Source organism: Microbulbifer donghaiensis, assembly GCF_900129095.1.
GTDB lineage: Bacteria > Pseudomonadota > Gammaproteobacteria > Pseudomonadales > Cellvibrionaceae > Microbulbifer > Microbulbifer donghaiensis.
Genome location: NZ_FQVA01000003.1, coordinates 114049 through 139552 on the forward strand (window position 1 = coordinate 114049; position 25504 = coordinate 139552).

The window sequence follows — 25504 nt, forward strand, 5'->3', positions numbered from 1 at the left end:
GTTGACTTCCGGGTGAATCTTCAATGCTTCAGGATTTGGTTTTCAGCAGCTTGTACATCTCAACCCCGGCGGTGATAAACGGCGCCGTGCCCTTTGGGTCGTCGTCGTAAATCGGCTCGCTCATGTAATATTCGTAACTGCCATCGCGGCCATAGCCTAGGCCTGCCACCTGACACATATCGGTGATACTGATGGTTCCGTCGGCGTGGACCTGCACGAACTCGTCGAGCAAGCCCTGATAAGCCTTTTTGGCCGTGTCCAGATATTTATCTTTCGGCAGGTAGCCCTGGTTGAGGGCCTTGGCATAGAAGTAAGCGAACATCGCGCTGGCGGTGGACTCGCGGTAGTTGGCGCGCTCTCCCGGCCTGTCGATAATCTGCCACCAAGTGCCGGTTTCCGGGTCCTGGTGCTGTTCAATCACCGGTGCCAGCTCGGCAATCATATTCAGCAGATACTCGCGCTCCTGGACATTTTCTTCGGGAATAAAATCCAGCACGTCGACTAATGCCATTGCCAGCCAGCCCATGCCGCGGGCCCAGTGGTAGCCGGAAAGTCCGCTTTCCCCGTCCGCCCAGACCTGCTCGCGCTTTTCATCCCAAGCGTGGTAATACAGACCCGTGTCCGGATTCTTCAGTCGCTTGTGCACCAGCTTGAATTCCGCCAGCACTTCTTCGACATCGGGCGACTCGTGCATCAACTGCTCGTAATGTGCGAGGAACGGAATCCCCATATAGACACCATCGAGCCACACCTGGTAGGGGTAGCGCTTCTTGTGCCAGAAAGCCCCCTCGGAAGTGCGCGGATGGTGCACCAGCTGTTCGCGGAGCGTATCGACTGCTTTCTTATAGCGCTCACCATGTCCGCGCTCGTACAGGCGCAGCAGCATGGTGCCGGCGCGCACGCTGTCGATATTGTATTTTTCCTGCACGTAGCCATTGATACTGCCATCGTCGTTGACGAAAGATCCCATAACCTGCTCTACCGCCTGGACGTAACGCGTATCAGGGGCTACCTGGTTCAGTTCGTCGTAGGCCTGCATCACCATGCCGGTGGTGTACTCAAAATAGGACGGGCGTTTGCGGATATGGTCGTACCCACCAAAGGCATAGTCGAGGGTTTTGCGCTCCAGCTCCGAGTCCGCCAGTCGCTTGCTCCACCCGAGCGCCGCGTCGGCGGTCAGCGGCTGCTGGGTGGCGGCCTCGCTCACGGCAGTGGTCAGGCGCTGGCGCAGCGGCATGGTGAGTTTTTCCGCTTCCCGCTGCAGATAGCTCTCAAACTGCCCCTTGCTGGTGATGGGTCCGTGCCGGCTCTCGACCTCTTTTTCCCAGGCCGCAACGAAATAGTATTGAATCTCGCTGTCCGCAGGCTTCAGCACCAGGACCTGGTTGTGCTCGTCGCTGGTCACCTCGTCGATGGCCTTGCGCTTCACCAGCACGCCCATGCCCAGGTTGCTGCCCTCCAGCGACTGGGCACCGTAAGTGCCGATATAGGTCCAGGCGTGACCGGTAATATCCATATCACCAACAATCAGTTCGGTTCCCGGGTGGTCGACGATACCGGCCACCAGGTTTTCCAGCTCCGTGCTGGTTTTCGCATTCACTTCAACCAGACGGCTGCCGGCGTGCATGGACAGCACGGCACGCAAGTCCGTCTGCTTGTCTGCGGTCGGCTGCCACCCCTGATAATCCAGCACAAAGGACGAATAGAGGCCGCCATTATTGGCAACCTGTACGGACCAGTTCTGCACGTCACTGACGCGCACGACTTGTTCACCATCCCAGAAGCCGTAGCCGCCGACGCCCAGCGCACTGCCCACCTTCAGGATATCCATGCCCCAGTCGGACATTTCGTGGTAGGAGTCAAAGCCGTCCTGGCCAACGCCCTGCAACACCGGCGCCTGGGTGCGCTTGCCGAAAATATCGAAACCGTTGCGCCAGTCGAGATACACGCGGTAAGCGACCAGATCCGATTCGATCCCGGGTCCCTCGTAGCGGATAAAGAAAGAGTGGTCGGTGTGTTCGGCCGGCACTTCCAGTTTTTTTACGTTCTGGAAGCTGCCACCTTCATACTTTCTTTCCACCCACTGGCCACCGACCTTGTGGGAAATTTCCGCCTGCGTGCGCTTGTCCACCTCGGTAGCCAAGTCTGTTTCGACAAGACGTAAATTCAGGGTTTCGTCGACCCCCACGTCGACAGTAAACAGTATCCCGTCATTGCTGCCATCGGCATCCTTATCGATCGCCTGCACCGGGATCTGCTGCGCTTGGTTCCATATCGCAATCGGCACTGAAAAATTGCGCTCGAGACCGAGTTCGTAGTAGCTGAGATAGACCGCTTCGTCCAGGCGCGGGAAATCCGATGGGTTCGACAGTTCGAGGGTTGCGATGAAATCAGATTCCACCGGCGCAGACACCGCCTGTGGCGCACCGGACTCTGCAGTTGGTGCCGTTTTTTCTCCACAGGCAAGCAGGGTTGCTGCGGCGAGGGAAAACGCGAGCGCGTTGGCACCATATTTCAAAGCTGGCTTGCGAATCAGTTTCACTGACGTCTCCACGAATTCGGTTATTGTTCTGTATTTCTGACCCATGCATTTACGGACCAGATTGAAAAAACGGCCGCGTGCGATCTCGAACCCACCCTGTCCAGGGTGATTGGCTGATTCCCGCACTCGGCCGTTTCAGGTACCACTTTAAATGTGAGCCCGACGATACGCCGGGCTACAGTCTGCTCGGTGACAAGTTCCGATTAGAACTTGTACTGAGCACCTACGTAGTACTGACGACCGTAAGTGTGATCCACCACAATGCGGCCGGAACTATCGATCATCTGGCGATTGGGCTCGTCGGTGAGGTTGATACCCTCGAAGCTCAACTTCCAGTTATCGTTCAGGTGATAGCTGGCGACAAAGTCGATATTGGCGGTGCCTTCGGTGTACTCGGTGTCATTGCCGTTGCGAACACCAGCCGGAGATTGAGTCAGGTAGTCATCGCGCATCGCATAGGAAACCCGAGCACTAAAGTCATCCTTCTCGTAATAGACGGTGGCGTTGTAGGCATTTTCGGACATTCCCACCAATACGTCGTACAGCGGATCTTCCTTGGTGCCGTAGTTCATCTCTGAGTCTACATAGGTGTAGTTCAGGATCAGGCCGAAATTGTCGAAGAACACCTGCTGATATTGCAGCTCGATACCGGAAATCTCGCCGCCCTCGCCGTTGACGTTGCGGCTGATTGCCCAGGGGCTGTTCTCATCGTAGGTACCTTCGTCGCGCAGCAGAGAAGCGTCAAAGCCGGTATCCGCCCAGCTTCCCTCGTCAGTGGTGCGGGTAATAAAGGAATCCACATCTTTGTAGAAGTAGGCCGCGGCGAACACCGCCTCATCGGCGAAGTACCACTCGTAAGAGAGATCGAAGGCGCGAGCGCGGAACGGATCCAGTTTCGGGTTGCCGTAGCTCACGGTACCGTTGAACTGATCGATACTACCGCCCGGCGTCAGCTGACCGAGTTCCGGCCTGGCCATTACATCCGCAGCGGAGAAGCGCACCACCATGTCTTCGTGTACGTCCAGCGCCAGATTCAAAGACGGCAGGGTGTCGGTGTACTCGTTGTCTACACTCACCTGTATCAGTTCGTCGTTCAAATCCGTAAAGCCGGTGGAGTCCACTTCGGTCGTTACGTGGCGCACACCGAAGTTTCCGCGCAGGGGCAGGCCGGCCAGTTCGGCGTTCCAGCCCAACTGGAGGTAAACACCGGTGTCATCCTCTTTAACGTTGCGGATGTCCTGCGCGCGGGGCGCCATGCCGGCGGCGACCTGGGCGCTGTAAGTGCTGAGGGTAGAGTGCACGTCCGGCGAGAACCAGGTAACGCCGTTCATGCTGGTACTGCCACCCTTCAGAGTGGATGCGGAAATGTTGTCACTGCCAAACTTCGGTCCGGAACGGTTTTCTTCCACATCGAACTCGAAGCTCTTGCTGGAGACGCCACCCTTCAGGCTCATCTGATCATTCAGATCGAACTCCAGGTTGAAAGCGAGGGTGTCAAAGCTGTTGTCGACGCTCTGCGGGCGGTGGCGCAGCTCGACAAACTGGAAGTTATCCGGATTGGACGTATCGAAACCGCCGAAGTCGATACTGCCCTTCGAAGTGGTCGCGTTGTAGCTAAAGCTGTCCTGCACGTCGATGGCATCCACGATCGCGGTGGTCTGCATCGGGTTGTCAAAGCTGGACTCGGAGGCACCCCACAGCATATCGCCGCGCAGGCGATCACTAAAGTCGTGCGAGGCACGGATGGAGAATTGATCGAACTGGGTCTCCAGTTCGTCGTAGCGGTGCTCCACGCGCAGATCGTAATTGTCTACGGTCATCGAGGTAATGGTGCCGTTGCCGTCGATGGTGTAGTCGGTAACATCGAACTCCGGGTAGTTACCGCCGTCTTTGAGGCTCACGGAGACGAATTCTTCTTCGCGCGTGGCATCAAAACGGGAAGTCAGGTAATCCACCAGAATTTCGGTGCTGTCCGAGGGGCGGAACTGCAGGGTACCGGTAAAGCCCTGGCGCTCCTGCTCGTGGGTAAACTTGCCGTAGCGCGGAATACGCGGGAAAAAGCCTTCATTCAGCGCATCCAGTTCGCCCTGGTCGGCACAGGCGGAACAGTTGGCGATTTCTTCGCTGGCGGTCCAGCGCACGCTGGAGAAGCCCTGCTCCAGGGTATTGCGATTGGACTGCGAGTAAGTTGCCAGCCAGCCGATGGTGCCCGCTTCGTTTTTGCCGGCAACCAGGAAGGAGGTGCGCGGGTCGATTTCTTCGGACTGATCGTTGTAACCCATCTGGCCGTTAGCGGCGAAGGTGAAATTATCGGCGTAGTCCAGCGGTCTTCCGGTATTCAGGTCTACCGTGGCACCCAGGGAACCCTCATCCAGGTCGGCAGAAGACGTCTTGTGCACGGTCAGGTTGGAGAAGAGCTCGGAAGCGAAGGTGTTGAAATCAAACGAACGGCTGCGGTTGGCACCGCCGGAGGAGTCTGCGCCACCGGTGGTGGAGACGGCTTCCAGGCCGTTGATACGCACACGGGTAAACTGGGCGCCCAGGCCGCGCACGGAAATATTGCGGCCTTCACCGGCGTCGCGGGTAATGGCTACACCCGGAATCCGCTGCAGGGATTCCGCCAGGTTCAGATCGGGGAAATCCGCAATGTCCTCGGCCAGGATTGCATCCTTACTGCCTACAGCATCGCGCTTCTGATCGAGGGCTTTGGACAGACTGTCGCGGTAACTGGCGGTTACTTCTATTTCTTCCAGTAACTCACCGCTTTGCGATTGCGCCAGAGCCGGTACCGCGATGACGGTCATGGCCAGGGCAAGGGGTTTGAATTGGAACGTCTTCATGACTCTCATCTCCGCTTCTCTCTTTATTTTGGCAACCCGTTTGGTAATACCACTTATTATTAAAGCGAGCCGATAATGGCATATGGATGACCAACTGACAACTATTTGGCTGACCAATTATCATTTATTGCGTTTTCACAGTCCGACCAGTTGAAATGAGCGCCACCGCCGCCTCTGCTGGCTCTTCAGCCCGGCCGGAACAGCTCCCCGTTGATGGTTACACCCTCGGTGGTCAGGCCGCTTACCTGCTCGATCACACCGAGCGATGCCGCCCGGCGGATGTCACTGCGGGAGATATGCAGGCCGCGAATCGGCGCGCGGGCGAAGCCGCGAATATGGAAGGCGCGCTGTGCCTGCTCGCAGCGCAGGTTGTCGACATAGATGTTGTAGACCTGCGGGTCGAACTGCCCCTGATCGCCCTCCTCATAGAAGAAGTTGATCACAATGACGTCCTTGACCTCGCCGATACTGACGTTGCGCACATGGATATCGTGGATCTCGCCACCGCGCATGGCGTTGGTCTTGATGCGCAGGCCCCGCTCCAGGTTCGGGCTGCTCATCACGCAGTTTTCCAGGAATACGTTGCGCACGCCGCCGGAGATCTCACTGCCCAGCACCAGGCCACCGTGACCGTCGCGCATGCGGCAGTTGCGGATGACGATGTTCTCGCTCGGCGTGGCCAGGCGGCGGCCGTCGGCGTTGCGGCCGGACTTGATCGCGATGCAGTCGTCGCCGTTGTCGAACAGGCAGTCCTCGATCAGTACGTTGCGACAGGACTCCGGGTCGCAGCCGTCGGAATTGGGGCCGTGGCTGCGCGCGGTGACACCGCGCACGGTGACGCTGTCGCAGAGTACCGGGTGCATTACCCAGAAAGGCGAGTTCTCCAGCGTGACGCCCTCGATCAGCACATTGCTGCACTCGTAGAACTGCACCAGCGGTGGGCGCAGGTAGGCGCCTTCGGCGTAGTTGCGCTCGGAAACCGGCAGTCCCCTTTCCGCATCCTCGAACAGCGCCGTGCGCGCGGCGTGCTGGGTAGCCCCCTCATTCGAACTCTGCTCGCATTTGGTGTTCGCGCCTTTCCACGGCCACCAGGTAGCGCAGTCGGCACCACCGTCGATCACCCCTTCGCCGGTCAGCGCGACATTTTGGCAGCGGTGGGCGTAGATCAGTGGCGAATATCCCATCAGCTCCATGCCCTCCCAGCGGGTTTTCACCGCCGGCAGATAGCGCTCGGGCTCGGGGATAAAGGACAGGAGTGCGCCTTCCTGCAGGTGCAGTTCGGTGTTGGAAACCAGGTGAATGGGACCGCTGCGGTACTTGCCCGGCGGCACCACGATGCGGCCACCGCCGACTTCGCGGCAGGCCGCGATTGCCGCCGCAAAGGCGCGACTGTCGTCACCGGTGCCATCACCGCTGGCGCCAAACTCCTTCAGATTGAAATCTCGCGCGGGGATTTTGGGAACCTGGATAGCCGCGAGAATCTTCGGTACGGCGCTCCAGGCGCCGCTGTAATCGGCCTGCGGCCGGCTCATGGCGCGCGGCAATGCCGGTAATGCCGCAAGGGCCAGGGTCGACTGCAGAAAGCCACGTCTGCTCTGTCTCATCGTTCGCTTCCCCAAATTTATTCTTGTACTGGGAATTCCAACCCTGCCAAAGCGGCAAGACCAGAACGGGATTGCGCACCAGTTTGTCATACCAATTTGGCAGGGGCAATAACAATGGCCAGCGAAAGGGTAAAGGCGGGGAAAAGGGAAAGGAGGGCCGGTGACGATTGCAATCACCGGCCACGCAGTGGATCAGGGCAGCGCGAAGCGCTGGCGGGCGGCATTGACTTCGCGGCGCGCGGCCTCCAGGGCCTCGGCTTCGGTGGCATCCAGCAGCTGCTGCACTACCCGCTGCAAATGATCGCGCATCGCGTTGCGCGCGCCTTCGGCGTCGCGGTTCTTGATCGCATTCAGGATCTTGCGGTGCTCTTCGATGCGCGGCTTGGAACCCGCCTGGCGCACCTTCTCGAGGATGCGCGCGGATATCGACGAGTTGTTGCGCAGCTGCCACAGGTGCTCACACACGGAGACCACAGCGTCATTGTGGGTGCCGCGGGCAACCTGCAGGTGGAACTTCTCGTCCGCCACTTCGGCCGTTGCCTCGGTGGCGTTCTCGGCGATCATTTCCTGCAGAATCTGCTCCAGTTCGGCGATTTCCTCAGCGCTCATCTGGCGCGCGGCCAGGCCAGCGGCCTCACCCTCGAACATGATGCGCGCCTGCAGAATCTCAAAGGGGCCGATATCGGAATCGGTAGCCGTGAAGCTACCGGCATCGGCATCCACCACGTAGACACCGGAACCACCCTTCACCTCGACGCAGCCGGCAATCTCGAGCGCGATGATTGCCTCGCGTATCGTCGGCCGGCTGACCTCAAAACGCTCCGCCAGCTTGCGCTCCGCCGGCAGGCGGGTGCCGGGCGGGTAGTCGCCGGCGGCAATGGCGGCGGCCAGTTGCTCCGCCACCTGTTGATACAGTCGCGCACCCTGCATGCGGTGTGTCTCCAATTGGTCAATTTAGGCTGTCGCGCAGTTTAGCAGATGGGGCTTAACCGCAACAACAGATCTTCTGCCACAACAGTCTTACCAAAATTCAAAATATTCAGATTGCGGCCTTACCAATATAGTGCTAGATTGCAACCAATCAAAGTACATAGATCGACAACAATAATATTTCTGGCCGCGAAAGGCGTTGCGGAGTCAGTGTACCGATGGACCTTATTCATATTCACGAAGACGACAATGTCGCCCTGTGCCGCGCGCAACTGCCCGCCGGCAGCCTGGTGAACTGGCGCGGTTCCATGCTGGAACTGCAAACCGCCGTACCGGCCATGCACAAAGTGGCGGTACGCGACATCGCCTGCGGCAGTCCGGTACTGAAGTACGGCCAGATTATCGGCTTCGCCAGTCGCGATATCGCCGCCGGTGAGCACGTGCACGAACACAATATGGGGGTCGGCACACACAAGCCCGACTACGCTTTCTGCAGCCAGATACCGCCCACCGATTACGTCGATGGCGATGCCCGGGCCAGCTTTCAGGGCTATCGCCGCGCCAGCGGCCGAACCGGCACGCGCAATTTTCTCGCCATCGTCTCGACCGTCAATTGCTCTGTCACCGTCGGCCGCGCTATCGCCGCACATTTTCACAACAGCGGCATGCTGCGCGATTTCCCCAATGTCGACGGCGTTGTGGCGCTGGGCCATGACAGCGGCTGCGGTATGTCCACCAATGACGAGGGCTACCGCCTGTTGATGCGAACCCTGCACGGCTATATCGGCCACCCGAATTTTGCCGGCGTGCTGCTGATCGGGCTTGGCTGCGAGGCGATGCAGGTAGGCAGTTTGCTGCGCGAGTGCGGCCTGGAAACTGGTCCACTGTTCCAGACGCTGACCATTCAGGGGGCCGGTGGCACCCGTGCCGCGGTGGAAGCCGGTGTGGAAAAACTCACCGCAATGCTGCCCGCCGCCAATGCCTGTGTGCGCGAGGCGGTGCCCGCATCCGAACTGACGCTGGCAGTGCAGTGCGGCGGCAGCGATGCCTATTCCGGCATTACCGCGAACTCGGCACTGGGCGCGGCAGCGGACCTGCTGGTGCGACACGGCGGCACCGTAATCTATTCGGAAACACCGGAAATCTACGGTGCCGAACACCTGCTGACCCGCCGCGCAGTGTCACCGCAGGTGGCGCAGAAGCTGGTAGATCGGGTTCACTGGTGGGAGCACTACACGGAGATCAATGGGGTAGCGCTGAACAACAATCCGTCACCCGGCAACAAAGCCGGCGGCCTGACGACGATCGCGGAGAAGTCCCTGGGCGCGCAAGCCAAGGGGGGCACCACGGCGCTGCAGGATGTCTACCTGTATGCAGAGCGCGTGCGCAGTAAAGGCCTGGTCTTTATGGACAGCCCCGGCTTCGACCCGGTATCGGTTACCGGCCAGATCGCCTCCGGCGCCAGCGTGGTGTGCTTTACCACCGGGCGCGGTTCGGCCTTCGGCTCCAAGCCGGTGCCCTGCATCAAGCTCGCCAGTAATTCACAGCTGTTCGAACGCATGCGCGAGGATATGGATATCGACTGCGGCGGTATTCTCGACGGGGACTATTCTGTCGCCGAGTGCGGGGAAATGATTTTTCAGCGTATCCTCGCCATCGCCTCCGGCGAACGCAGTGCGAGCGAACAGCTCGACTATGGTGATAATGAATTCGCACCCTGGCGTATCGGGGCGGTGATTTGAATATTTTCGGTCACGCGGGGTGGCGCCCCGCCCCGGCACGCGTTTATTTCATTGCCCTAGTGGAGGCATGTCGCTACGGCGGGATGAATTAAGCGCAGATTGGCAGCACTGACAAACAGCGCCCCCGCCCACCCTTTCGAAATCTAATCTCCTGAACAACCAACTTTCTTTCCGCCTTTGCAGGCTGCCACGGCCGATGGAACTATTCGTGCTTGTATTGCGGGTCATTGTGGGTATCTTGTCTATTTCTTGATCTGCACGCGGTTCACCCGGATTTGCGCACGTTAGAATAGCTAGACTTCTATTCAGGAAAGGAGATTGCACCTATGAGAAGGTCTATTGCCCTGATTGCACTGCTGGCCTCCACGGCAGTTTTCGCCGCCGGTGACCCCGCCGCTGGCAAGGGAAAGGCGACATTGTGCGCCAGCTGCCACGGTGCCGACGGCATCAGCCCCAACGACCTGTGGCCGAACCTGGCCGGTCAGAAAGAGGCTTACCTGGTCAAGCAGATGAAGGCATTCCGCGATGGCACCCGCAACGACCCGATGATGGCGCCGATGGCAAAAAATCTGAGCGACGAAGATATCGCCGACCTGTCCGCCTACTACGCCAGCCTGAAGTAACCACAGCCCCACAGCGTCAGTCGGGCAAACACGCTGGCGCTGTTCTCACCAGCTCCATCACGAATAAAAAAACCGGCGCCACAGGCGCCGGTTTTGATTTGCGGAGCCAAACACTCAGTAAATATCGTGCTTGGTGTTATACACATTGAATTTTCCGGTGGGCGTCTTGATGCGTGGATCCTTGATGACCTTCTTGAGCTTGCGTGTCTTGTCGTCCACTACCACGATCGCCGATGGCTGATCGAGGCCGCTCCAGACCGAGAACCAGACTTCGTCACCAGCTTTGTTGTACTCCGGCTGCACAACCCGTGCCGGCCCCTTGTCTGCGACACCCGCCCACTCCGCGATAGGAAGCACCTCGTATCCGGCCTCCAGGTCATCGGCGTTGAACACGGCCACTGACTGGCTGATTTTTGCATCGGGGTTGAGCGTAGTATCTACCCACAGATTCTTTGACTTGGGATGGGTTTTCACAAACAGCGATCCGCCGCCCTGCCCCTTGAGCACCTTGACCGCCTTCCAGGCTTGCTGCGGGTGCTTCTCCGGGTCGGTGCCGATCAGGGTGATCTCGTCGCTGCCCAGTGCACTGGTCACCCAGACCGGGCCATATTTAGCCGTTTTGAGATTGGCACCGCGGCCCGGGTGCGGGACTTTGGTTACATCCACCAGTGCTTCCATCTCGCGCTCTTTCGAATCAACGACGGCAATCTTGTTTGACTGGTTCGCTGCCGTGAGGAAATAACGGTGTGTGGAATCCCAGCCACCATCGTGCAGGAAAGGTGCCGCCTCGAGGGTGGTTTCCGTCAGCGCATCCGGATTACTGTAATCAACCAACAAGACTTTGCCGGTCTCCTTCACATTGACGATAAACTCCGGGTGCTGGTGCGAGGCCACGATTGCGGCAACACGAGGCTCCGGGTGATATTCCTGGGTATCCACAGTAATTCCGCGGGTGGAGACGATTTTCTTCGGCTCCAGGTCGTCGCCCTCCATGATCACATACTGCGGTGGCCAGTAGGCGCCGGCGATGGCCAGTTTGTCCTCGTAGCCCTTGTACTTGGAGGTCTCAACCGAGCGCGCCTCGGTACCGATCTTGATTTCCGCAACGGTCTTGGGAACCTTCATGAAAAGGTCGATCATCGTGATCTTGCCGTCGCGGCCGATGGTAAAGATATAACGGCCGGAGCTGGATGGGCGCGAAATATGTACCGCGTAGCCGGTATCTACAATCGAGATAATATCCTTGCTGTCACCGTCGATCAGCGCCACCTGGCCGCTGTCACGCAGGGTGACCGCAAAGATGTTGTCGACATCGTAGTTGTGCTGCTGCTTCTTCGGCCGGTCTTCGGGCTTGACGTGCACTTTCCAGCTTGCACGAATTTTCTCCATACCGAATTCCGGCGGCGGCGAAGGATTATGCTGGAGGTAGCGCGCCATCGCATCGATTTGCTTGTCGGTCATCTCGCCGGAGCTGCCCCAATTGGGCATACCTCCCGGCGTGCCCATGTCGATCATCACTTTCAGGTAAGCGGTACCCTTTTGTTGCGTCAAATCCGGGGTCAGCGCCTTGCCGGTGGCCCCCTTGCGCAGCACGCCGTGACAGCCGGCACAGCGTTCAAAATAGATCTGTGTAGATTCCGCCCACTCTTCGGCGGTGATCTTCGGGCCATTGGGATGAATGGTCATCTCACCGGCTTCGGTCATATGCGGCGCCCCCATATAGCGCCGCTCACCCTCAGTGGTTCCCGGGTGATCCGTTTTCTCTTTTTCGTCCTGCTGCGCATAAGCGGCGCCGACAGATAACGTTGCAATCACCAGGGCCAGGGCACTCAGCCTGTGCGATTTATTTTTCATCACAGCTACTCTCCTTAGTTCTTCCACCATTAGATTTATTTTGTGGCTGCACACCAATTCAATCCTTGACCGAGATCAATATTAGGCAGCGCTTGCACCGGCTAACCACAATTAGTCAGTGCGGAAATCAGTAGGTACCTGTTTAACGCAACTCCCTGCTTGCGATTATGTTGCCGGATTGCTGCTTGCGTTCCCGCGCTTCTCTCCGCTTGCGCTTTTCCACCAGTGGCGGACAGGTGTACTCGTCCCAGTAGAGCACCTGGCAGCGCAGGCAGTAGTGACATTCCGAATCGATGATTTCCCCGGTCGGCTTTATCGCGTCCAGTGGGCAGGCCTTGGCGCACGCCTGGCAAGGATGCCCGCACTCTTTGCGCCGTCGCAGCCATTCAAACACATGGAAACGACTGAAAATGCTCAGTGCGGCACCGAGCACACACAGGTACTTGCAGTAAAACCGGCTGTTGAATGCGGCGGCCACCAACAGCCCCAGTGCATAGGCCACATAGACAAATTCACGCTGAAACAGTAGTCCAAAGGTAGTCTTAAATGGCTCGACTTCCAGTAGTGGTGCGACCCGTGCCATTGAGCCCAGTGAGACACCGACCAGAATAATCAGCAGAAAGTACTTGATCGCCCACAAGCGCTCATGCACTACCGATGGAAAAGTAAACTGGGGCACCTTCAGCTTGCGCGCAGCGTTGTATATCAGTTCCTGCAAAGCACCGAATGGACACAACCACCCGCAATATACCCCGCGCCCCCACAGCAGGATGGTACAGGCGACAAATGCCCACAACATGAAGATAGCGACATCGTAGAGCAGTGACTCCCAGAACAGCTGCTGCCCGAGACGCTGTGCGAACGCAAACAGGTTCACCGCCGACAATTGGGCACGCAGATAGATGCCGATATATAAGACGGTCAATATCAGATAGCCGGTGCGAACATATTCATATAACCGCTTTCTCTTCGCCAGCCAGTCCTGAAAGAAAAGAATGCCAAGCAGGAAGAGCAGTGCCGCTCCCAGCAGCGTTACCGTGGCGTAATTTTCCCGCAGGAAGTCGATATCGTCTAACTTCTCCGTCGAGACCCCTGCCGCCTCTGTCTGCTGCCGCGCCTGTTCGTCCGCGGGCGCGACTTTCGGCCGGCTGCGCACGGCATCCAGCACTTCCTTGGCCGAGCGGATTACAGAGTGGTTGATCACCATCGAGGTTATTGTCGCACCGGTTATGCCGTCGACACCGAGATAGCCCGGACGGTCGTGGGCGCCAATGCGGACACGCTGGTCGGCGTTAATGCCCGTGTACTGATCAATGAATTTCTGCAGGTGCTGATCTTCCACGCCGATTACCAGCACGGGCTCTTCATGGTGCAGTATTTTTACACCGCGGATTTCCCCATCCGCGGCCATACCCACTAATAGGGATATGGGCTTACCCGAGTAGGCAGGAATTGGCTTGATTTCATCGGTAATAAACAGGTAGCCGATCACATCGCCGCTATCAAATACCGGGCGCGCCGGGATATCATCCAGTACAGGCGCTAATTGCTGTGCATCCGGAAAAAAAATTCTGGCACTCTCGATGGAAAGGTCTTTTAGCGCACTGTCACTATCAGGTTCAGCCTGGGTGATACCGGCAGACAGCAAGAGCAAGAAGGTCAGGACGACACAAGCGATTTTGTGCATTTCGCAACTACCTGGTTAAGTTCAATGACTCTATACATAAAACCAGCGCAAAGGAAATGACTGAGATCAATGAAGCGTAACGCCACCCTGCCACCTGGTCGCCCTGCCGCACTTTCAATGGCGTTTATTTTTTCACACACCGGTTTGGTGGCGGCGCAGGAATCCACCAACAATCAGGACCTCGTCAACGAACGCCTGCCATACAGCGCCCGGCATATGGAACAGATGTGGAAGGTAGACTGCGCGCAGCTGATCACCACGCTATTGCAATGGCCCGCCGTCAGCCAGAACGGTGACTCGGCAACACTCCCCCACTCACTGTCCACGCAACTCAATTTATGCGGCTATATTCACAACGATCCAGGTCGTCGTTTTTTTCTCCACTGCCCAGATTATCGCGGCGCCTACCAGCTACTAGAAGCACAACAATTCAAACTCAGTGAAGCGTTGCTGGCCGAGTTGACAGAAAAGCTCTCGGACTGTCCCCAGACAGAAAAATAGAAAAGGAATCTCGCAATGCCCTCGAACGTATTTCCACTAAAGGCACTCGCTCTGACACTCGCCACAGTCAGCAGCTTCGCTCTCGCGCAGGAGCCGGAACTCGAAGAAGTTGTCGTCACAGCCACGCGCACCGAAAAGCCGGTATTTTACAGTCCGCGCGCTACCACGCTGATCAGCGCCGAGGAGCTGGCACTGAATACCGGGCAGAGCGTGGCGGAGTTGCTCAAGGACGTGCCCGGCGTCAATATCATCGATTCCGGCCAGGCCGGCATGCAGCGCATTCGCCTGCGCGGCGAGGACTCGTCACGGATTGCAATACTCGTCGACGGGCAACAGATCACCGATCACCGCGGCGAAGGCGTGCCACTGACGCTGGACATGAATACCATCGAGCGCATCGAAGTAGTCCGCGGTTCCGGCTCTGTGCTGTATGGCTCCCAGGCACTGGGAGGTGTGGTGAACTTCATTACCAGGAAAGGCGGCAGCAAAGCCGTCGCCGGCGATCTGGGCCTCGGCTACAACGGTGCCACCGGCGGCGAGACGTTCAGCGGTTCCCTCTATGGCCAGCTGGCCGGTACCGAATACCGCCTGAGTGGCATCAGCAATGACCTGGGGCTGCGGGATACGCCGGTGGGCGAGCTGGACAATACCGGAGCGGAAAGCAGCGCCTGGTCACTGTACCTGGGCCGACAGTTTGAAAAACACCGCCTGGAGGCGCACCTGGAAGATGTGGACGCCAATTCCGATGTGTATGTCGATCCCCAGGTGATCATCGATAACGGCCTGACCGATTACATCGTCGCCATCCCCCAGCGCGACCGGCGCAAGGCCGCCCTGTTTTACACGGGCGACAATCTCAGTCAGTCGCTGGTAAAGCTGCAGGTGAATGGCTATCGCCAGGTCAGCGATCGCATTTTCCAGAACGCCACCTTCTCTCCGTTCATGAACACCTCCAGCGACTCCGAGTCGCAACTGGAAACCCGCGGCGCCCTGCTGCAGGCGGACTGGGCACTGGGTGACAACCACTACCTGATCGCCGGCGTGAACAGCCTGCGCGACGACCTGATGCAAGACCGCCTGAGTAGCGTCAGCTTTCCCACCATGCCTTTTCTCGACCGGCAGACGCCCGGCCACGACGAAGCGCAGCTGAAGTCAGACGCGCTGTTTGTGCAGGACCAGTGGGCAATCACTGACGATCTTGAGCTGGTAGCTGGTGCGCGACACTATCGCATGCGCAGCGCGCTGCTGGAGACCGATCGCCCGGACCTGGACGTCGCCAGGCAACGGGATAGCAAAACCATCGAGGCGGTGTCGCTGGTATGGGAATTTGCGCCGCGGCTACTGCTGCGCACTTCCTATAACGAGGGCTACGTATTCCCCTCACTCCTGCAGACCGCGGTGGGCGCGCAGGCGGGCAGCCGCTATGTGAATCCGAACCCGGCACTCGAACCGGAATCCTCTGACAACTTCGAACTGGGGCTGCGCGTCGAACGCGATCGCTGGTCGCTGGACCTGTCAGCCTTTTACACCGACGCCGACAACTACATCGACCACCTGTACTGTAGCGCCGCGGATAACTGCCAGATACCGGGCTCAGCCAGCCGTCCCAGCAAGCTCTACAAAAATGTCGGGCGCGCCGAGACACAGGGTGTCGAAATGGTGTTGAGCTTCGATATCAGTGAGTCCGCCGAACTCTACGGCACCACCACATGGATGCAGCGCGAAATCCAGTTCAACACCACTCCCGACAGCGTCGCCACCGACAACAGCGGCATCCCGTCACTGCGCGCGGTCGCGGGCCTGCGCCAATCGGGTCAATTCGCGCAGTCTGACTACTGGTTGGACATATACCTGCGCGGCGAAACCGATTCCGCGGAAGAGGATGAGGTCGGCACCATAACGGAAAACGCCGGCTGGGGTACGGTGAACCTTGCCGCCGGCATCGAGTTCGGCAGCGAACAGCGCTACCGGCTGGTACTGCGGGGACTGAACCTGGGGGACAAACTCTATTCCAGCGCGACCGAAAACCTGCTGGCGCCGGGCCGGCACCTGCAGCTCAAATTCAGCGTCCATCTGTAACACGATGCGCTGCGTCTACTGCAATACCGAGAACGAGACCGGCAGTAAGCGCTGCCGGCACTGCGGAATGCCGCTGCCGGGAAAAGACCTGCGCGATCGCAAGCGTTTGCGCAGGCCATTCCTGTGGCTGTTCTGGCTGGTGGTGATATTCTGCGCGGTGATGATCCTTATTTTGCCACGCTCGGTCGCTTAGCCCGCACTACTATTCAGCGGGTGAGCTGGTGATACAGTTCCGGCAAGCGCAGCGGCAGATGTGCCGGATGGTTGAGCACGGTGAAACCATTCTGCCCGAACAGGTAGGGCAAATACTCCTCCGCCGTCCGATCGATCGTGATGCAGAACGGATGCAGGCCCGCACGGCGTGCCTCTGACAATGCCGCGTGGGTATCTTCTATGCCGTAGCGTCCCTCGTAGTGATCGATGTCATTGGGTTTGCCATCCGACAGGATCAGCAACAACTTCTTCTGCTGCGGCTGTTCGCACAGGATACGTGTCGCCTGACGCACCGCAGCGCCCATGCGGGTGTAGAATCCCGGCCGCATGGCGAGCAGGCGACCGCGCACGGCATCACCGTGGGGTTCGGCAAAGTTCTTGAACAGGGTAAAACGCACCTGCTGACGCCGCACCGAGGAGAATCCGTAAATCGCGAAACGGTCGCCGACACTGGCCAACGCCTCGGCGCACAGCAACAGGCCGTCGCGCACGACGTCGACGACGCGGTTGTGCTCGTCCAGTGCCGCGTCCGTCGACATGGACAGGTCCGCCAGCATCAGCGTGGCCATATCGCGATGGGTCGCACGAAACGACTGGTAGACACCGGGCTCCGGGGTGTGGCCGGCGAGACGTGAAGCACAGAAATCCGCCCACGCCTTCAAATCAATTTCCTCGCCCTGTAGCTGTGCGCGCAGCCAGCAGCGCTGCGTGCGCAGCTGCTCGAACTGGCTGCGCAATAAAGCCGCGCCGCGCCGCAGTCGCTGTGGTAATGGCGCCGGATCACCGTTGCGGGGATAGTAAGCCTGTAGGCACACGTGGTCTTGCAGCAGGCGCCCGCGGTGCCAGTCCCATTCGGGCAGGCGTATACCCTCCCCAAGCGGCAGGTCGTCATAGTCTGCCGATGGCAGGTCCAGACTAAGCCGGATGGAGGAGCTGCGCCGGTTGCGCTGCCGCGACAGCACAATTTTTTCCATATCCTCGGCGGCGGCCGCAGCGTCTTCGTCCTCTGTGTCGTCCTCGCTGCGCTCCAGGTTCACATATTCCGACCAGCTGAACAGGCTTTCCAGCCGGAATAACATCAGGCCGTCGCGCCGCTCGCGCTCCTCCGCCCGCTCACCGCGCTTGCGCTCGGTCAGGCTCGTAGTACTGCCGGTCGAGCAGTCGCCGTCTTCGTGTGTTTCGCCGGTGACCGCCAGTGGATTGTCGAGGGCGGCCTGCGGATAGAGCCACAGCGGTACCGGCTGCGGCGCGCGGTTGGCGCGCGGCAGCTCTACGGCAACATGGGGGTCGAGCAGCGCCCGGCGGATGGCCATTTCCAGCGCCGCCTCGTCCTCGGGCAGGGATTCCGCCACCGGGCGCAGCGGCAACAGCGCCTCGACCAGGCGCCGGTAGCGCGGCCGCAGCGCCGGAAACTGCGCCAACGCTTCGGTGACAAGGCGCTGATTGTCCAGCGCCCAGTTATGGTATTGGCGGGGACTGCGCGCGGCGAGTATCGCCAGCCACAGATAGAGGTCGCGGTTCAGTGATTGCTGAGGAAAGACCTGCAATACCGGCGGCAGGTACAGGGCATCGCCATCCTGCCAGGCGATCACCGCGCTCTGCGCACTGCCGGCGAGGCGTTGCAGCCAGCTGCGCCGGATGAACACCTCCTGGGCGCTGGCCGCCTCAACCCGCACGCCGGGCTCGCCGCCGAGCGCGCGGAACAGCACACCGATGGTCTTTTTTTCCGTCTCCAGTGCAACCGCCGCGGCGGGAAAACCGCGGTCGGCGCGGCGCGTAATGAACTGATGCCAGCGATTGCCGATCCACTCTTCCAAAATCCGCCCCAGGTAAGGCCGCCCCTCCGCCAAACGGAAGAGCGGTGACAAACTCAGATTTGCGCTCTGGCCCTGGCCGCCTTCATCGCGGTGACATCGGCCGCCTCGCCCTTGACGAAGAAGCTGGCGAAGTAGACCAGCAGACCGATCAGGAAAATGACCCCGGCCAGCTCACGCGCCCAGTAGAAAATGTTCAGCTGCTGCTGGGTATCCATAAAGCTGAGCGCCGCACCGCTCTCCGGCAGGCGCTGCAGCCACACCTGCACGACACCGGCGGCGGTGAGAAACAGGGTAATGAACACCATGGACACGGTCATCAGCCAGAAACCCCACATCTCGGTAATCTGCGCGCGATTGGGCGCGGCCTGTCCCTGCCCGCGGATGATGGGCATGGCATAGGAGATGATGGTCAGCACGATCATCGCATAGGCTCCATAGAAGGCCATATGGCCGTGGGCGGCGGTGATCTGCGAACCGTGTGTGTAGTAGTTCACCGGCGACAGCGTGTGCAGGAAACCCCAGACCCCCGCGCCGAGAAACGCCATGACACTGGTACCCATGGCCCACAGCACGGCGGCCTGATTGGGGTGTTCCTTGCGGCGGTGATTGATGGCATTAAACGCAAACAACACCATGGCGAAAAACGGCAGCGGCTCCAGCGCCGAGAATATCGAACCCAGTGGCTGCCAGTAGGACGGCGTGCCGATCCAGAAATAATGGTGTCCGGTGCCGATGATGCCGGTCATCAGTGCCAAACCGATAATGACGTACAGCCACTTTTCGATGACTTCCCGATCGACACCGGTGACCTTGATCAGGACGAATGCGAGGATGGCGCCGAGAATCAGCTCCCACACCCCTTCCACCCACAGGTGCACTACCCACCACCAGTAGAACTTGTCCATCACCAGGTTTTCCGGGTTGTAGAACGCGAACAGGAACATCACCGCCAGCCCCACGAGCCCGGTCATCATCACCACATTGATTACCGTCTTGCGCCCCTTGAGCACCGTCATGCCGACGTTGTAGAGGAAACCGAGCGCGACCACCACGATGCCGACCTTGGTGATAGTGGGCTGTTCGAGAAATTCCCGCCCCATCGTTGGTAACAGATCGTTACCGGTGATACTTGCCAGCGTTGCGTAGGGCACCAACAGATAACCGAGTACGGTGAGGGTACCGGCGACCGCGAAAACCCAGAACAATATCCAGGCCAGGAGTGGCGAATGCAGCTCCACGTCCGCCTCTTCCGGTATCAGGTAGTAGGCGGCTCCCATAAAGCCGAACAACAGCCACACAATCAGCAGGTTGGTGTGCACCATGCGGGCGACGTTGAAGGGAATTGCCGGAAACAGAAAATCGCCGATGATGTACTGCAGCCCCATAATCAGGCCGAAGACTATCTGGCCGGCGAACAGGATCAGCGCGAAGATAAAATAGGGTTTGGCCACGCTCTGCGAGGCGAATTTTAACGTGCTGGAAGCTGTCATTGCCTTATCCCTCCACATTCGGTGGCCAGTCTTGAGTGTCGATCTGCGACGTCCACTTCAGAAACTCCGCCAGGTCATCAACCTGCTGATCGGTCAGGTTGAACTGGGGCATCTTGCGCCGCCCAGGTGCCGGCAGCGGCTGTATTTTCATCCACGCGGCAAAGTAATCCTTGAAACTTGCATCACCCCCGCGCCGCACATAGACATTGCCCAGCTCCGGTGCATAGTAGGCGCCCTCACCGAGCAGGGTATGGCAGCCGATGCAGTTATTTTCTTCCCACACCAGCTTGCCACGCGCCACCGACTCCGTGAGATTTTCCGCGTGGCTGGTTTCCGGTGCGGCGCGCGTCGTATGTAAGGTGAGCGCGAGAAACAGCAAAATGAAAAACAGGCTGCCGCCATAATAGATATTCCTGGCGGCTCCCTTAGTAAATTTCTCTGCCATATCTACTCTCCTGAGAGTTGTCGAAAGGATATATGCTAGACGTCCAGGTCAATTCCGCCTTGACCAGCAATGGTTTCCCACCTTTCGCCGTTCATCGCGAGATGCCGGCTGCGCAGACCCCGCAACAAATTGCGCTCAGAATGCCGGCGGCCGATTACTGGCCGCGCGCATCAGACCATGGGCGCCGATCAGTACCAGCAGGCCGTGGATGCACACCCAGGCTGTCACCAGCAACGCAATCGCGGTAGTCGATTTCCCGGCAGTCAAAACGATATAAGCGAGCGGCACGATAACCAGTAAGCCACCACCGATCAGCGCCCACTTGATGGCGCTGGCGAGGTGCTGCCGCTGCAGTGACGCAGCCACAGGATCTGTGCGATACCAAAGTACAAGCAACAAAATAAAGGCGATACCCGGCAGCAATAGAAAATTGAGCAGGTACAGTATCTGTGCACGCATCGCGATACGCCGTTCGAATTTTGAGTTCCCGCTCCCGTTCCCGTGCAAGGATTACGTCTCGCCGAAGTGCAAATCGACTAACGCCATCAGCGCCTGCAGGACATCTGCATCGTCGGTCAGTGGCTCGATGATACAGCTGCGGCAGGCCCGCATCGGCGCCACACCACTATTGATCATACGACCCGCGTGAATCAGCAAACGGGTGGAGGCCACCTCTTCCAGGTCGTGCTGCTCAAGTCGCCGCAATTCGTGGCCAAGTTCCACCAGGCGCGCGGCAATATTTGATGCGACGCCCGCCTCTCGACAGACAATCTCTATTTCATGCTCCCTTTGCGGGTAGCCGAAGTTCAAACAGACAAATCGCTGCCGGGTACTGGGTTTCAGCCCCTTCAGTAGGTTTTGGTAACCGGGATTGTAGGACACTACCAGGGTAAACCCCGGTGCCGCCTTCAGCTCCTCGCCGGTGCGCTCCAGCGGCAGGGTGCGGCGATCATCCGCGAGGGGATGCAGAATCACGGTCGTGTCCTTGCGCGCCTCGACCACTTCATCCAGATAGCAGATCGCGCCCTCGCGCACCGCGCGCGTCAGCGGACCATCCTGCCAGTAGGTGCCCGTACTGCCGATCAGGTGACGTCCGACCAGATCCGCCGCGGTCAGGTCATCGTGGCAAGCGACGGTATAGAGCGGTCGCTCCAGCTTGCGCGCCATAGTTTCCACGAAGCGGGTTTTTCCGCAGCCTGTAGGGCCCTTGATCAATATTGGCAGCTGCTGTCGGTGCGCACTCTGGAACAACTCGATCTCATCGGCCTGCGGCTGGTAGTAGGGTTCAGACAATAGCGCTCCTCCTCACTCAGCCAGGCTGCAGCATGTCGTGCAACTGGGGTCTATCGAGAATTCGTATCCTCGGCCCATCCACTTCGACCAGCCCGCGGCTGCTCATCTGGTGTAGCGTACGGGACAGGGTTTCCGGTGTAATGCTCAGGCGTGAAGCCAGCACACACTTGGAGAGGGCGAGGACAATCTGATCCGAACTGCGACGGGCGCTCTCCTTCAGGACAAAGGCCGCGATACGCTCGGTGGCGGATTTCAGCGAATAGCTTTCGACATCGGCAATCAGTCCGTGCAACTGATGCGAGAGCAGGCACAGCATATTGCGCGCAAACTGCGGATCGCTGGCGATCCTGGCAACCACAAACTCGCGCCGGACAAAAATCACCAGTGACTCACACAGCGCCTGGGCCAGTACCGGGTAGGGCTTGCCGATGAACATGGCGGCCTCGCCAAAACTGCCGCCGTCGGTCACGATCTCAACGACCTTCTCGGCGCCGCGCGGCGCCTGCAGCGCGAGCTTGATGCGGCCATGCACCACTATATAGAAGCCGGTTGCCGCCTCTCCCTGCTGAAAAAGATGTTCGTTTTTAACAAGGTTGCGGGGTGTGCAATAAGCCGATAATTCCTCACATTCGGCATCGGTAAATTGCGAGAAAATGGGCTGGTGTTTCAGTATGCCTGCGTAGTCGATTGCGCGCATGGCTGCTCGTAGTGACTTTATTTTTAGCAATACTCATCGACTAATTGATAATTTTCAATTGAATGACGCAGAACTACCCATAAATTTCCTTATCGTTCGATATTCACACGGGATATGACGTGTATTTAAACCGGCACCAGAGTATCGCCTCCGCGATATATCCATCCAGAGTGGGCGTGCCAGGCTGAATACCCTGCCTGCAGCACACGGGATATTCCGCTAACTGTTGACCTATTACCTCATCGCCCAACCCCCGCCGAATGTTCCTCTTTCAAAAGAGAATCGACCTCTCGCAATGGATTTTGCAATGGGAAAGGTACCCCCGTCTGCGGCACATGAACTTGTAGGTAGCAATAACCGTGCGCCGAGATCGTGGCCATCCTCTGAAATTTCGATCCATCTAAGCTAGTTGGCGGTGCAGAATATCGACCGGGCACTTGCCGCTACTGATACTGGCAAAGCACCTTTTTAGCGCTTCTCGGTCTGCTCTCAGAAGTCGAAACCACCCAGATCCATGCCCATACCCATATCCCCGCCGAAATCCGGCATTCCCATATCGGGGGTAGACGGCAGCGTGACGGCTTCCGGCATGCGCGGGGCTTCCACGCCCCAGTCGGGATCGACTTCACGATCGCCCCTATCGATGCCGCCACCGCCACCGGGGGGCACCACGACGACCGGCCGGCGAAACCCTATCCACGGGCTCCACGAGTGGCCATAGTAATGGCGAGCGCGCGCACCGGTCCGCGCCCTCGACGCGCTTGTTACCTTGGTGCCGCTACTCTTGTAGCCACTGCCGCTACTGCCGGAGGCACAGCCGCCGAGTGCAAGGGGCGCGATCATTGCTGCGGCCGCAACCGCGACCGACAAACTCTTCAGAGCGTTCATGCTCAGTCACCTCCCGCCTGTATCGCGAATACACCGCCGGTGGGATCGGCGACGATGGCGATATCGTCGTTCAAATCGCCTTTCATCGGCGGTATCAGTACTCTGCCGCCGTTTTCCACCACGGCCCGGGCAGTTCGGTGAACGTCTCTGACTTTCATATACAGAAGCCAGTTTGACTCGACATCGGGTATCGGCGTGCGCAGGATAGTGGCGCGCGCGACGCCGTCGCGGCCGAGGATTCTGTAATCGTGCCCCTTCTGGCCCCGGTGCGTGACGGCCTTGTAACCCACGACCTTGTCGTAGAACTGCGCCGTGGCATCGGGGCGGTCCGTCCACAATTCCGGCCACAGCCACTCGTTATGGGCGGCAGGACCATCGGCCGGGTCGCCGTTGTCATTGCGCAGCATCATTACGACTGCCCCGTTGGGATCCTCAATGACCGCAGCCCTGCCGATTCCCGGCACATGCTGCGCGGCCTCGAGTACTTTGCCACCGTTGCGCTTCACGGCCCGCACTGCGGCATCCACATCTGTGACGGAAATAGACGGCAACCAAATGGACCCGTCCGCCGGCGCCTTCGAGTCGCTGTAACTGGCGAAGGTGGCAACCGGTTCGCCGCGAATAAAAGCGTCGATGTAGCCCTCGGCGTCGTGGCGCTGCAGCCGCCAGCCAAACACTTTGTTGTAGAAGTTGGCGGCGGCATTGAGATCAGTCGTCAGCAGATCGGCGCGCACAATCTTGCCCGGCAGATAAGTCGCCGCCGTTAACTGCGGTGTCGATAAGACTGCGCCCAGCAGCGCAGCGATTGTGATGAATTGCCGCAGCCATGAGCGGTGCAGGCGGGCAGTATCCATACATGCCTCCAGTAATACTCTCGACGGTAGCGCAGTATTAGGTATAGACGGCCAGGCCACTGCACTCAATGGCGGCGCAGTGCTGACGCTGCAGCACTCGTAGAACTTTGTGCGGAAAAATGATTGGAGAGACAGGGTCGCGCCGCGGTGCCGCCGCAAAAACGGACGGCACCGAGCAAAAACTTACCGACGTTTACAACCAGGCCAGGCTACTGAGAACCGTGAAAGTTGCACCCAACGCCAGCAGAACAGAGTAACTGACGCCGAGGACAAGGAATTTCACCAGGGTAGAACCCCAGCCCTGCCCGTATACCCGCTTCTGCATCAGCAACAGGTATATCGGCATCCACAGGCACAGCAATCCAATTGCCCAGGCGCAGACGGCATCGATCAGCCCATAGGTCTCCAGCCAGGCCTGGACATCCGCCAGCAGCGTCACCAGCAGCAATGCCAGGCAGAGGAAGGCGTGGCTGTGCAGCGCCACGATCAGGTGTTCCATATACAGCCGCCGCTGGAACAGGTAGAGCACCCACAGAATCAGGGCAAACAGCGGCAGCAACACGATGAGCGTAGACGGAATTGCACCGAGAAATGCTTTCTTGAAGCGATTCGGTTCCTCGCGGGTTATCCGTAGATTGTTGTTGGCTTTAACCGCCTGCACGGTCAGCCAGTCATTAACGGCCGTCGGCAGGCCGTCGATATTGACCGGCTCTGCACCCGGATCCCAGCAGCCGTCGCCGAGACCGACGAGGCAAAAATCATCCGCGTCGGTATCCGCTGTACTCTCTCCTTCACTCCCTTCTGTACTCTCTTCGCCGATGAGTTCTTTGCCCTGCAACTGTGCGATACGCACGTCGGCCTGCTGCCGCACTTTTAGCTCAGCCAGTTTCAGGCCTTCCCGGGCCGCCGCCACCTCGTCGCTGTCCGCCCTCGCCTTCGCCAACTCCGCCAGGGTTTTATCGCGCAGCTGCTCCACTTCCTCGACCGAAGCCGCCCGTGACATTTCGCTGTCATAGTCCGAGATATTCCAGTCACTGCTCAGCTGCACGATAAAAAACGTGGTCAGACACAGAAAGATAAACAGCCTTACTGGACTCACATAGCGCACCCGGCGCCCGGCAAAATATTCAGCGGTCAGGTAGCCCGGACGGGAGATCAGCGGCCCCAGGGTGCGGGTAATACGGGAATCCAGGGCCAGCAGCGTATCGAAGAAATCGCCGAGAATACTGGAAAAATGCCGCACCAGGCCCTTCACCGGCTGGCCGCAGGCGTAGCAGTGGGGACCGAGGAGTTGCGTACCGCAATTGGCGCACTGCGCCGGCGGTTGCGCGGGGGAGCCCGCGGCTTCTGGTGAGCTGCTCAATTTTCTCGTTGTCTTTTTAATTGAAAACCAAATCGGGGGGGG

The 25504-nt window shown here is 59.0% G+C and carries 20 protein-coding genes; 5 read left to right on the forward strand and 15 right to left on the reverse strand.

Features of this window, described 5'->3' with window-relative positions:
- Window positions 1–28: 28 nt before the first annotated feature.
- The 4 genes from BUC36_RS12610 to BUC36_RS12625 all read right to left on the reverse strand — a co-directional run bounded on the left by BUC36_RS12610 (window position 29) and on the right by BUC36_RS12625 (window position 7916).
- The gene (locus BUC36_RS12610; protein ID WP_200797271.1) at window positions 29–2542 is read right to left on the reverse strand and encodes a glycoside hydrolase family 88 protein; all 2514 of its coding nucleotides are present in this window, start codon (window positions 2540–2542) and stop codon (window positions 29–31) included.
- 203 nt (window positions 2543–2745) lie between these two features.
- The gene (locus tag BUC36_RS12615; protein WP_073275702.1) at window positions 2746–5382 is read right to left on the reverse strand and encodes a TonB-dependent receptor; all 2637 of its coding nucleotides are present in this window, start codon (window positions 5380–5382) and stop codon (window positions 2746–2748) included.
- Between the two features lie 185 nt (window positions 5383–5567).
- A complete protein-coding gene (locus BUC36_RS12620; protein ID WP_073275704.1) occupies window positions 5568–6986 on the reverse strand; it encodes a glycoside hydrolase family 28 protein in 1419 nt (472 codons plus the stop codon).
- A gap of 192 nt (window positions 6987–7178) precedes the next feature.
- Window positions 7179–7916: a FadR/GntR family transcriptional regulator gene (locus tag BUC36_RS12625; RefSeq protein WP_073275706.1), complete on the reverse strand. Its 738-nt coding sequence runs from the start codon at window positions 7914–7916 to the stop codon at window positions 7179–7181.
- A gap of 218 nt (window positions 7917–8134) precedes the next feature.
- Here BUC36_RS12625 and BUC36_RS12630 point away from each other — a divergent pair, with 218 nt between their 5' ends.
- Both BUC36_RS12630 and BUC36_RS12635 read left to right on the forward strand, forming a co-directional pair.
- Window positions 8135–9658: a UxaA family hydrolase gene (locus BUC36_RS12630; protein ID WP_073275709.1), complete on the forward strand. Its 1524-nt coding sequence runs from the start codon at window positions 8135–8137 to the stop codon at window positions 9656–9658.
- A gap of 326 nt (window positions 9659–9984) precedes the next feature.
- Entirely contained in the window at window positions 9985–10281 is a 297-nt protein-coding gene (locus BUC36_RS12635) for a c-type cytochrome (protein WP_073275711.1), read from the forward strand.
- Window positions 10282–10395: 114 nt separating this feature from the next.
- Here BUC36_RS12635 and BUC36_RS12640 read toward each other — a convergent pair whose 3' ends face one another.
- Window positions 10396–12135, reverse strand: coding sequence for a nitrite reductase (locus tag BUC36_RS12640; protein WP_073275713.1), 1740 nt, complete (start codon window positions 12133–12135; stop codon window positions 10396–10398).
- A gap of 142 nt (window positions 12136–12277) precedes the next feature.
- The gene (locus BUC36_RS12645) at window positions 12278–13822 is read right to left on the reverse strand and encodes a NosR/NirI family protein (protein WP_073275715.1); all 1545 of its coding nucleotides are present in this window, start codon (window positions 13820–13822) and stop codon (window positions 12278–12280) included.
- A gap of 69 nt (window positions 13823–13891) precedes the next feature.
- On the opposite strand from BUC36_RS12645, the gene BUC36_RS12650 reads away from it, so the two are divergent.
- The 3 genes from BUC36_RS12650 to BUC36_RS19235 are packed head-to-tail and all read left to right on the forward strand — an operon-like array spanning window position 13892 to window position 16595.
- Entirely contained in the window at window positions 13892–14323 is a 432-nt protein-coding gene (locus BUC36_RS12650; protein WP_143186984.1) for a hypothetical protein, read from the forward strand.
- A 15-nt stretch (window positions 14324–14338) separates the two neighbouring features.
- The gene (locus BUC36_RS12655) at window positions 14339–16402 is read left to right on the forward strand and encodes a TonB-dependent receptor plug domain-containing protein (protein WP_073275719.1); all 2064 of its coding nucleotides are present in this window, start codon (window positions 14339–14341) and stop codon (window positions 16400–16402) included.
- Window positions 16403–16406: 4 nt separating this feature from the next.
- Entirely contained in the window at window positions 16407–16595 is a 189-nt protein-coding gene (locus BUC36_RS19235) for a zinc-ribbon domain-containing protein (RefSeq protein ID WP_073275721.1), read from the forward strand.
- 13 nt (window positions 16596–16608) lie between these two features.
- On the opposite strand, the gene BUC36_RS12665 is transcribed toward BUC36_RS19235, so the two are convergent.
- The 9 genes from BUC36_RS12665 to BUC36_RS12705 form a co-directional block, all read right to left on the reverse strand.
- On the reverse strand, window positions 16609–18432 hold the full coding sequence (locus tag BUC36_RS12665; protein WP_200797272.1) for a nitric oxide reductase activation protein NorD: 1824 nt from the start codon (window positions 18430–18432) through the stop codon (window positions 16609–16611).
- Window positions 18433–18485: 53 nt separating this feature from the next.
- The gene (locus BUC36_RS12670; protein ID WP_073275723.1) at window positions 18486–19922 is read right to left on the reverse strand and encodes a cbb3-type cytochrome c oxidase subunit I; all 1437 of its coding nucleotides are present in this window, start codon (window positions 19920–19922) and stop codon (window positions 18486–18488) included.
- A 4-nt stretch (window positions 19923–19926) separates the two neighbouring features.
- The gene (locus tag BUC36_RS12675) at window positions 19927–20367 is read right to left on the reverse strand and encodes a c-type cytochrome (RefSeq protein ID WP_073275725.1); all 441 of its coding nucleotides are present in this window, start codon (window positions 20365–20367) and stop codon (window positions 19927–19929) included.
- Window positions 20368–20502: 135 nt separating this feature from the next.
- Entirely contained in the window at window positions 20503–20826 is a 324-nt protein-coding gene (locus tag BUC36_RS12680) for a hypothetical protein (RefSeq protein WP_073275727.1), read from the reverse strand.
- A gap of 51 nt (window positions 20827–20877) precedes the next feature.
- Window positions 20878–21660 (reverse strand): CbbQ/NirQ/NorQ/GpvN family protein, encoded by a 783-nt coding sequence (locus tag BUC36_RS12685; RefSeq protein ID WP_073275729.1) that lies wholly within the window; start codon window positions 21658–21660, stop codon window positions 20878–20880.
- Window positions 21661–21676: 16 nt separating this feature from the next.
- The gene (locus BUC36_RS12690; RefSeq protein ID WP_073275731.1) at window positions 21677–22357 is read right to left on the reverse strand and encodes a Crp/Fnr family transcriptional regulator; all 681 of its coding nucleotides are present in this window, start codon (window positions 22355–22357) and stop codon (window positions 21677–21679) included.
- A 489-nt stretch (window positions 22358–22846) separates the two neighbouring features.
- Window positions 22847–23245, reverse strand: coding sequence for a hypothetical protein (locus tag BUC36_RS12695; protein WP_073275732.1), 399 nt, complete (start codon window positions 23243–23245; stop codon window positions 22847–22849).
- A 2-nt stretch (window positions 23246–23247) separates the two neighbouring features.
- Window positions 23248–24099: a VOC family protein gene (locus BUC36_RS12700; protein ID WP_073275734.1), complete on the reverse strand. Its 852-nt coding sequence runs from the start codon at window positions 24097–24099 to the stop codon at window positions 23248–23250.
- Between the two features lie 193 nt (window positions 24100–24292).
- On the reverse strand, window positions 24293–25462 hold the full coding sequence (locus BUC36_RS12705) for a DUF3667 domain-containing protein (protein ID WP_073275736.1): 1170 nt from the start codon (window positions 25460–25462) through the stop codon (window positions 24293–24295).
- Window positions 25463–25504: the final 42 nt, after the last annotated feature.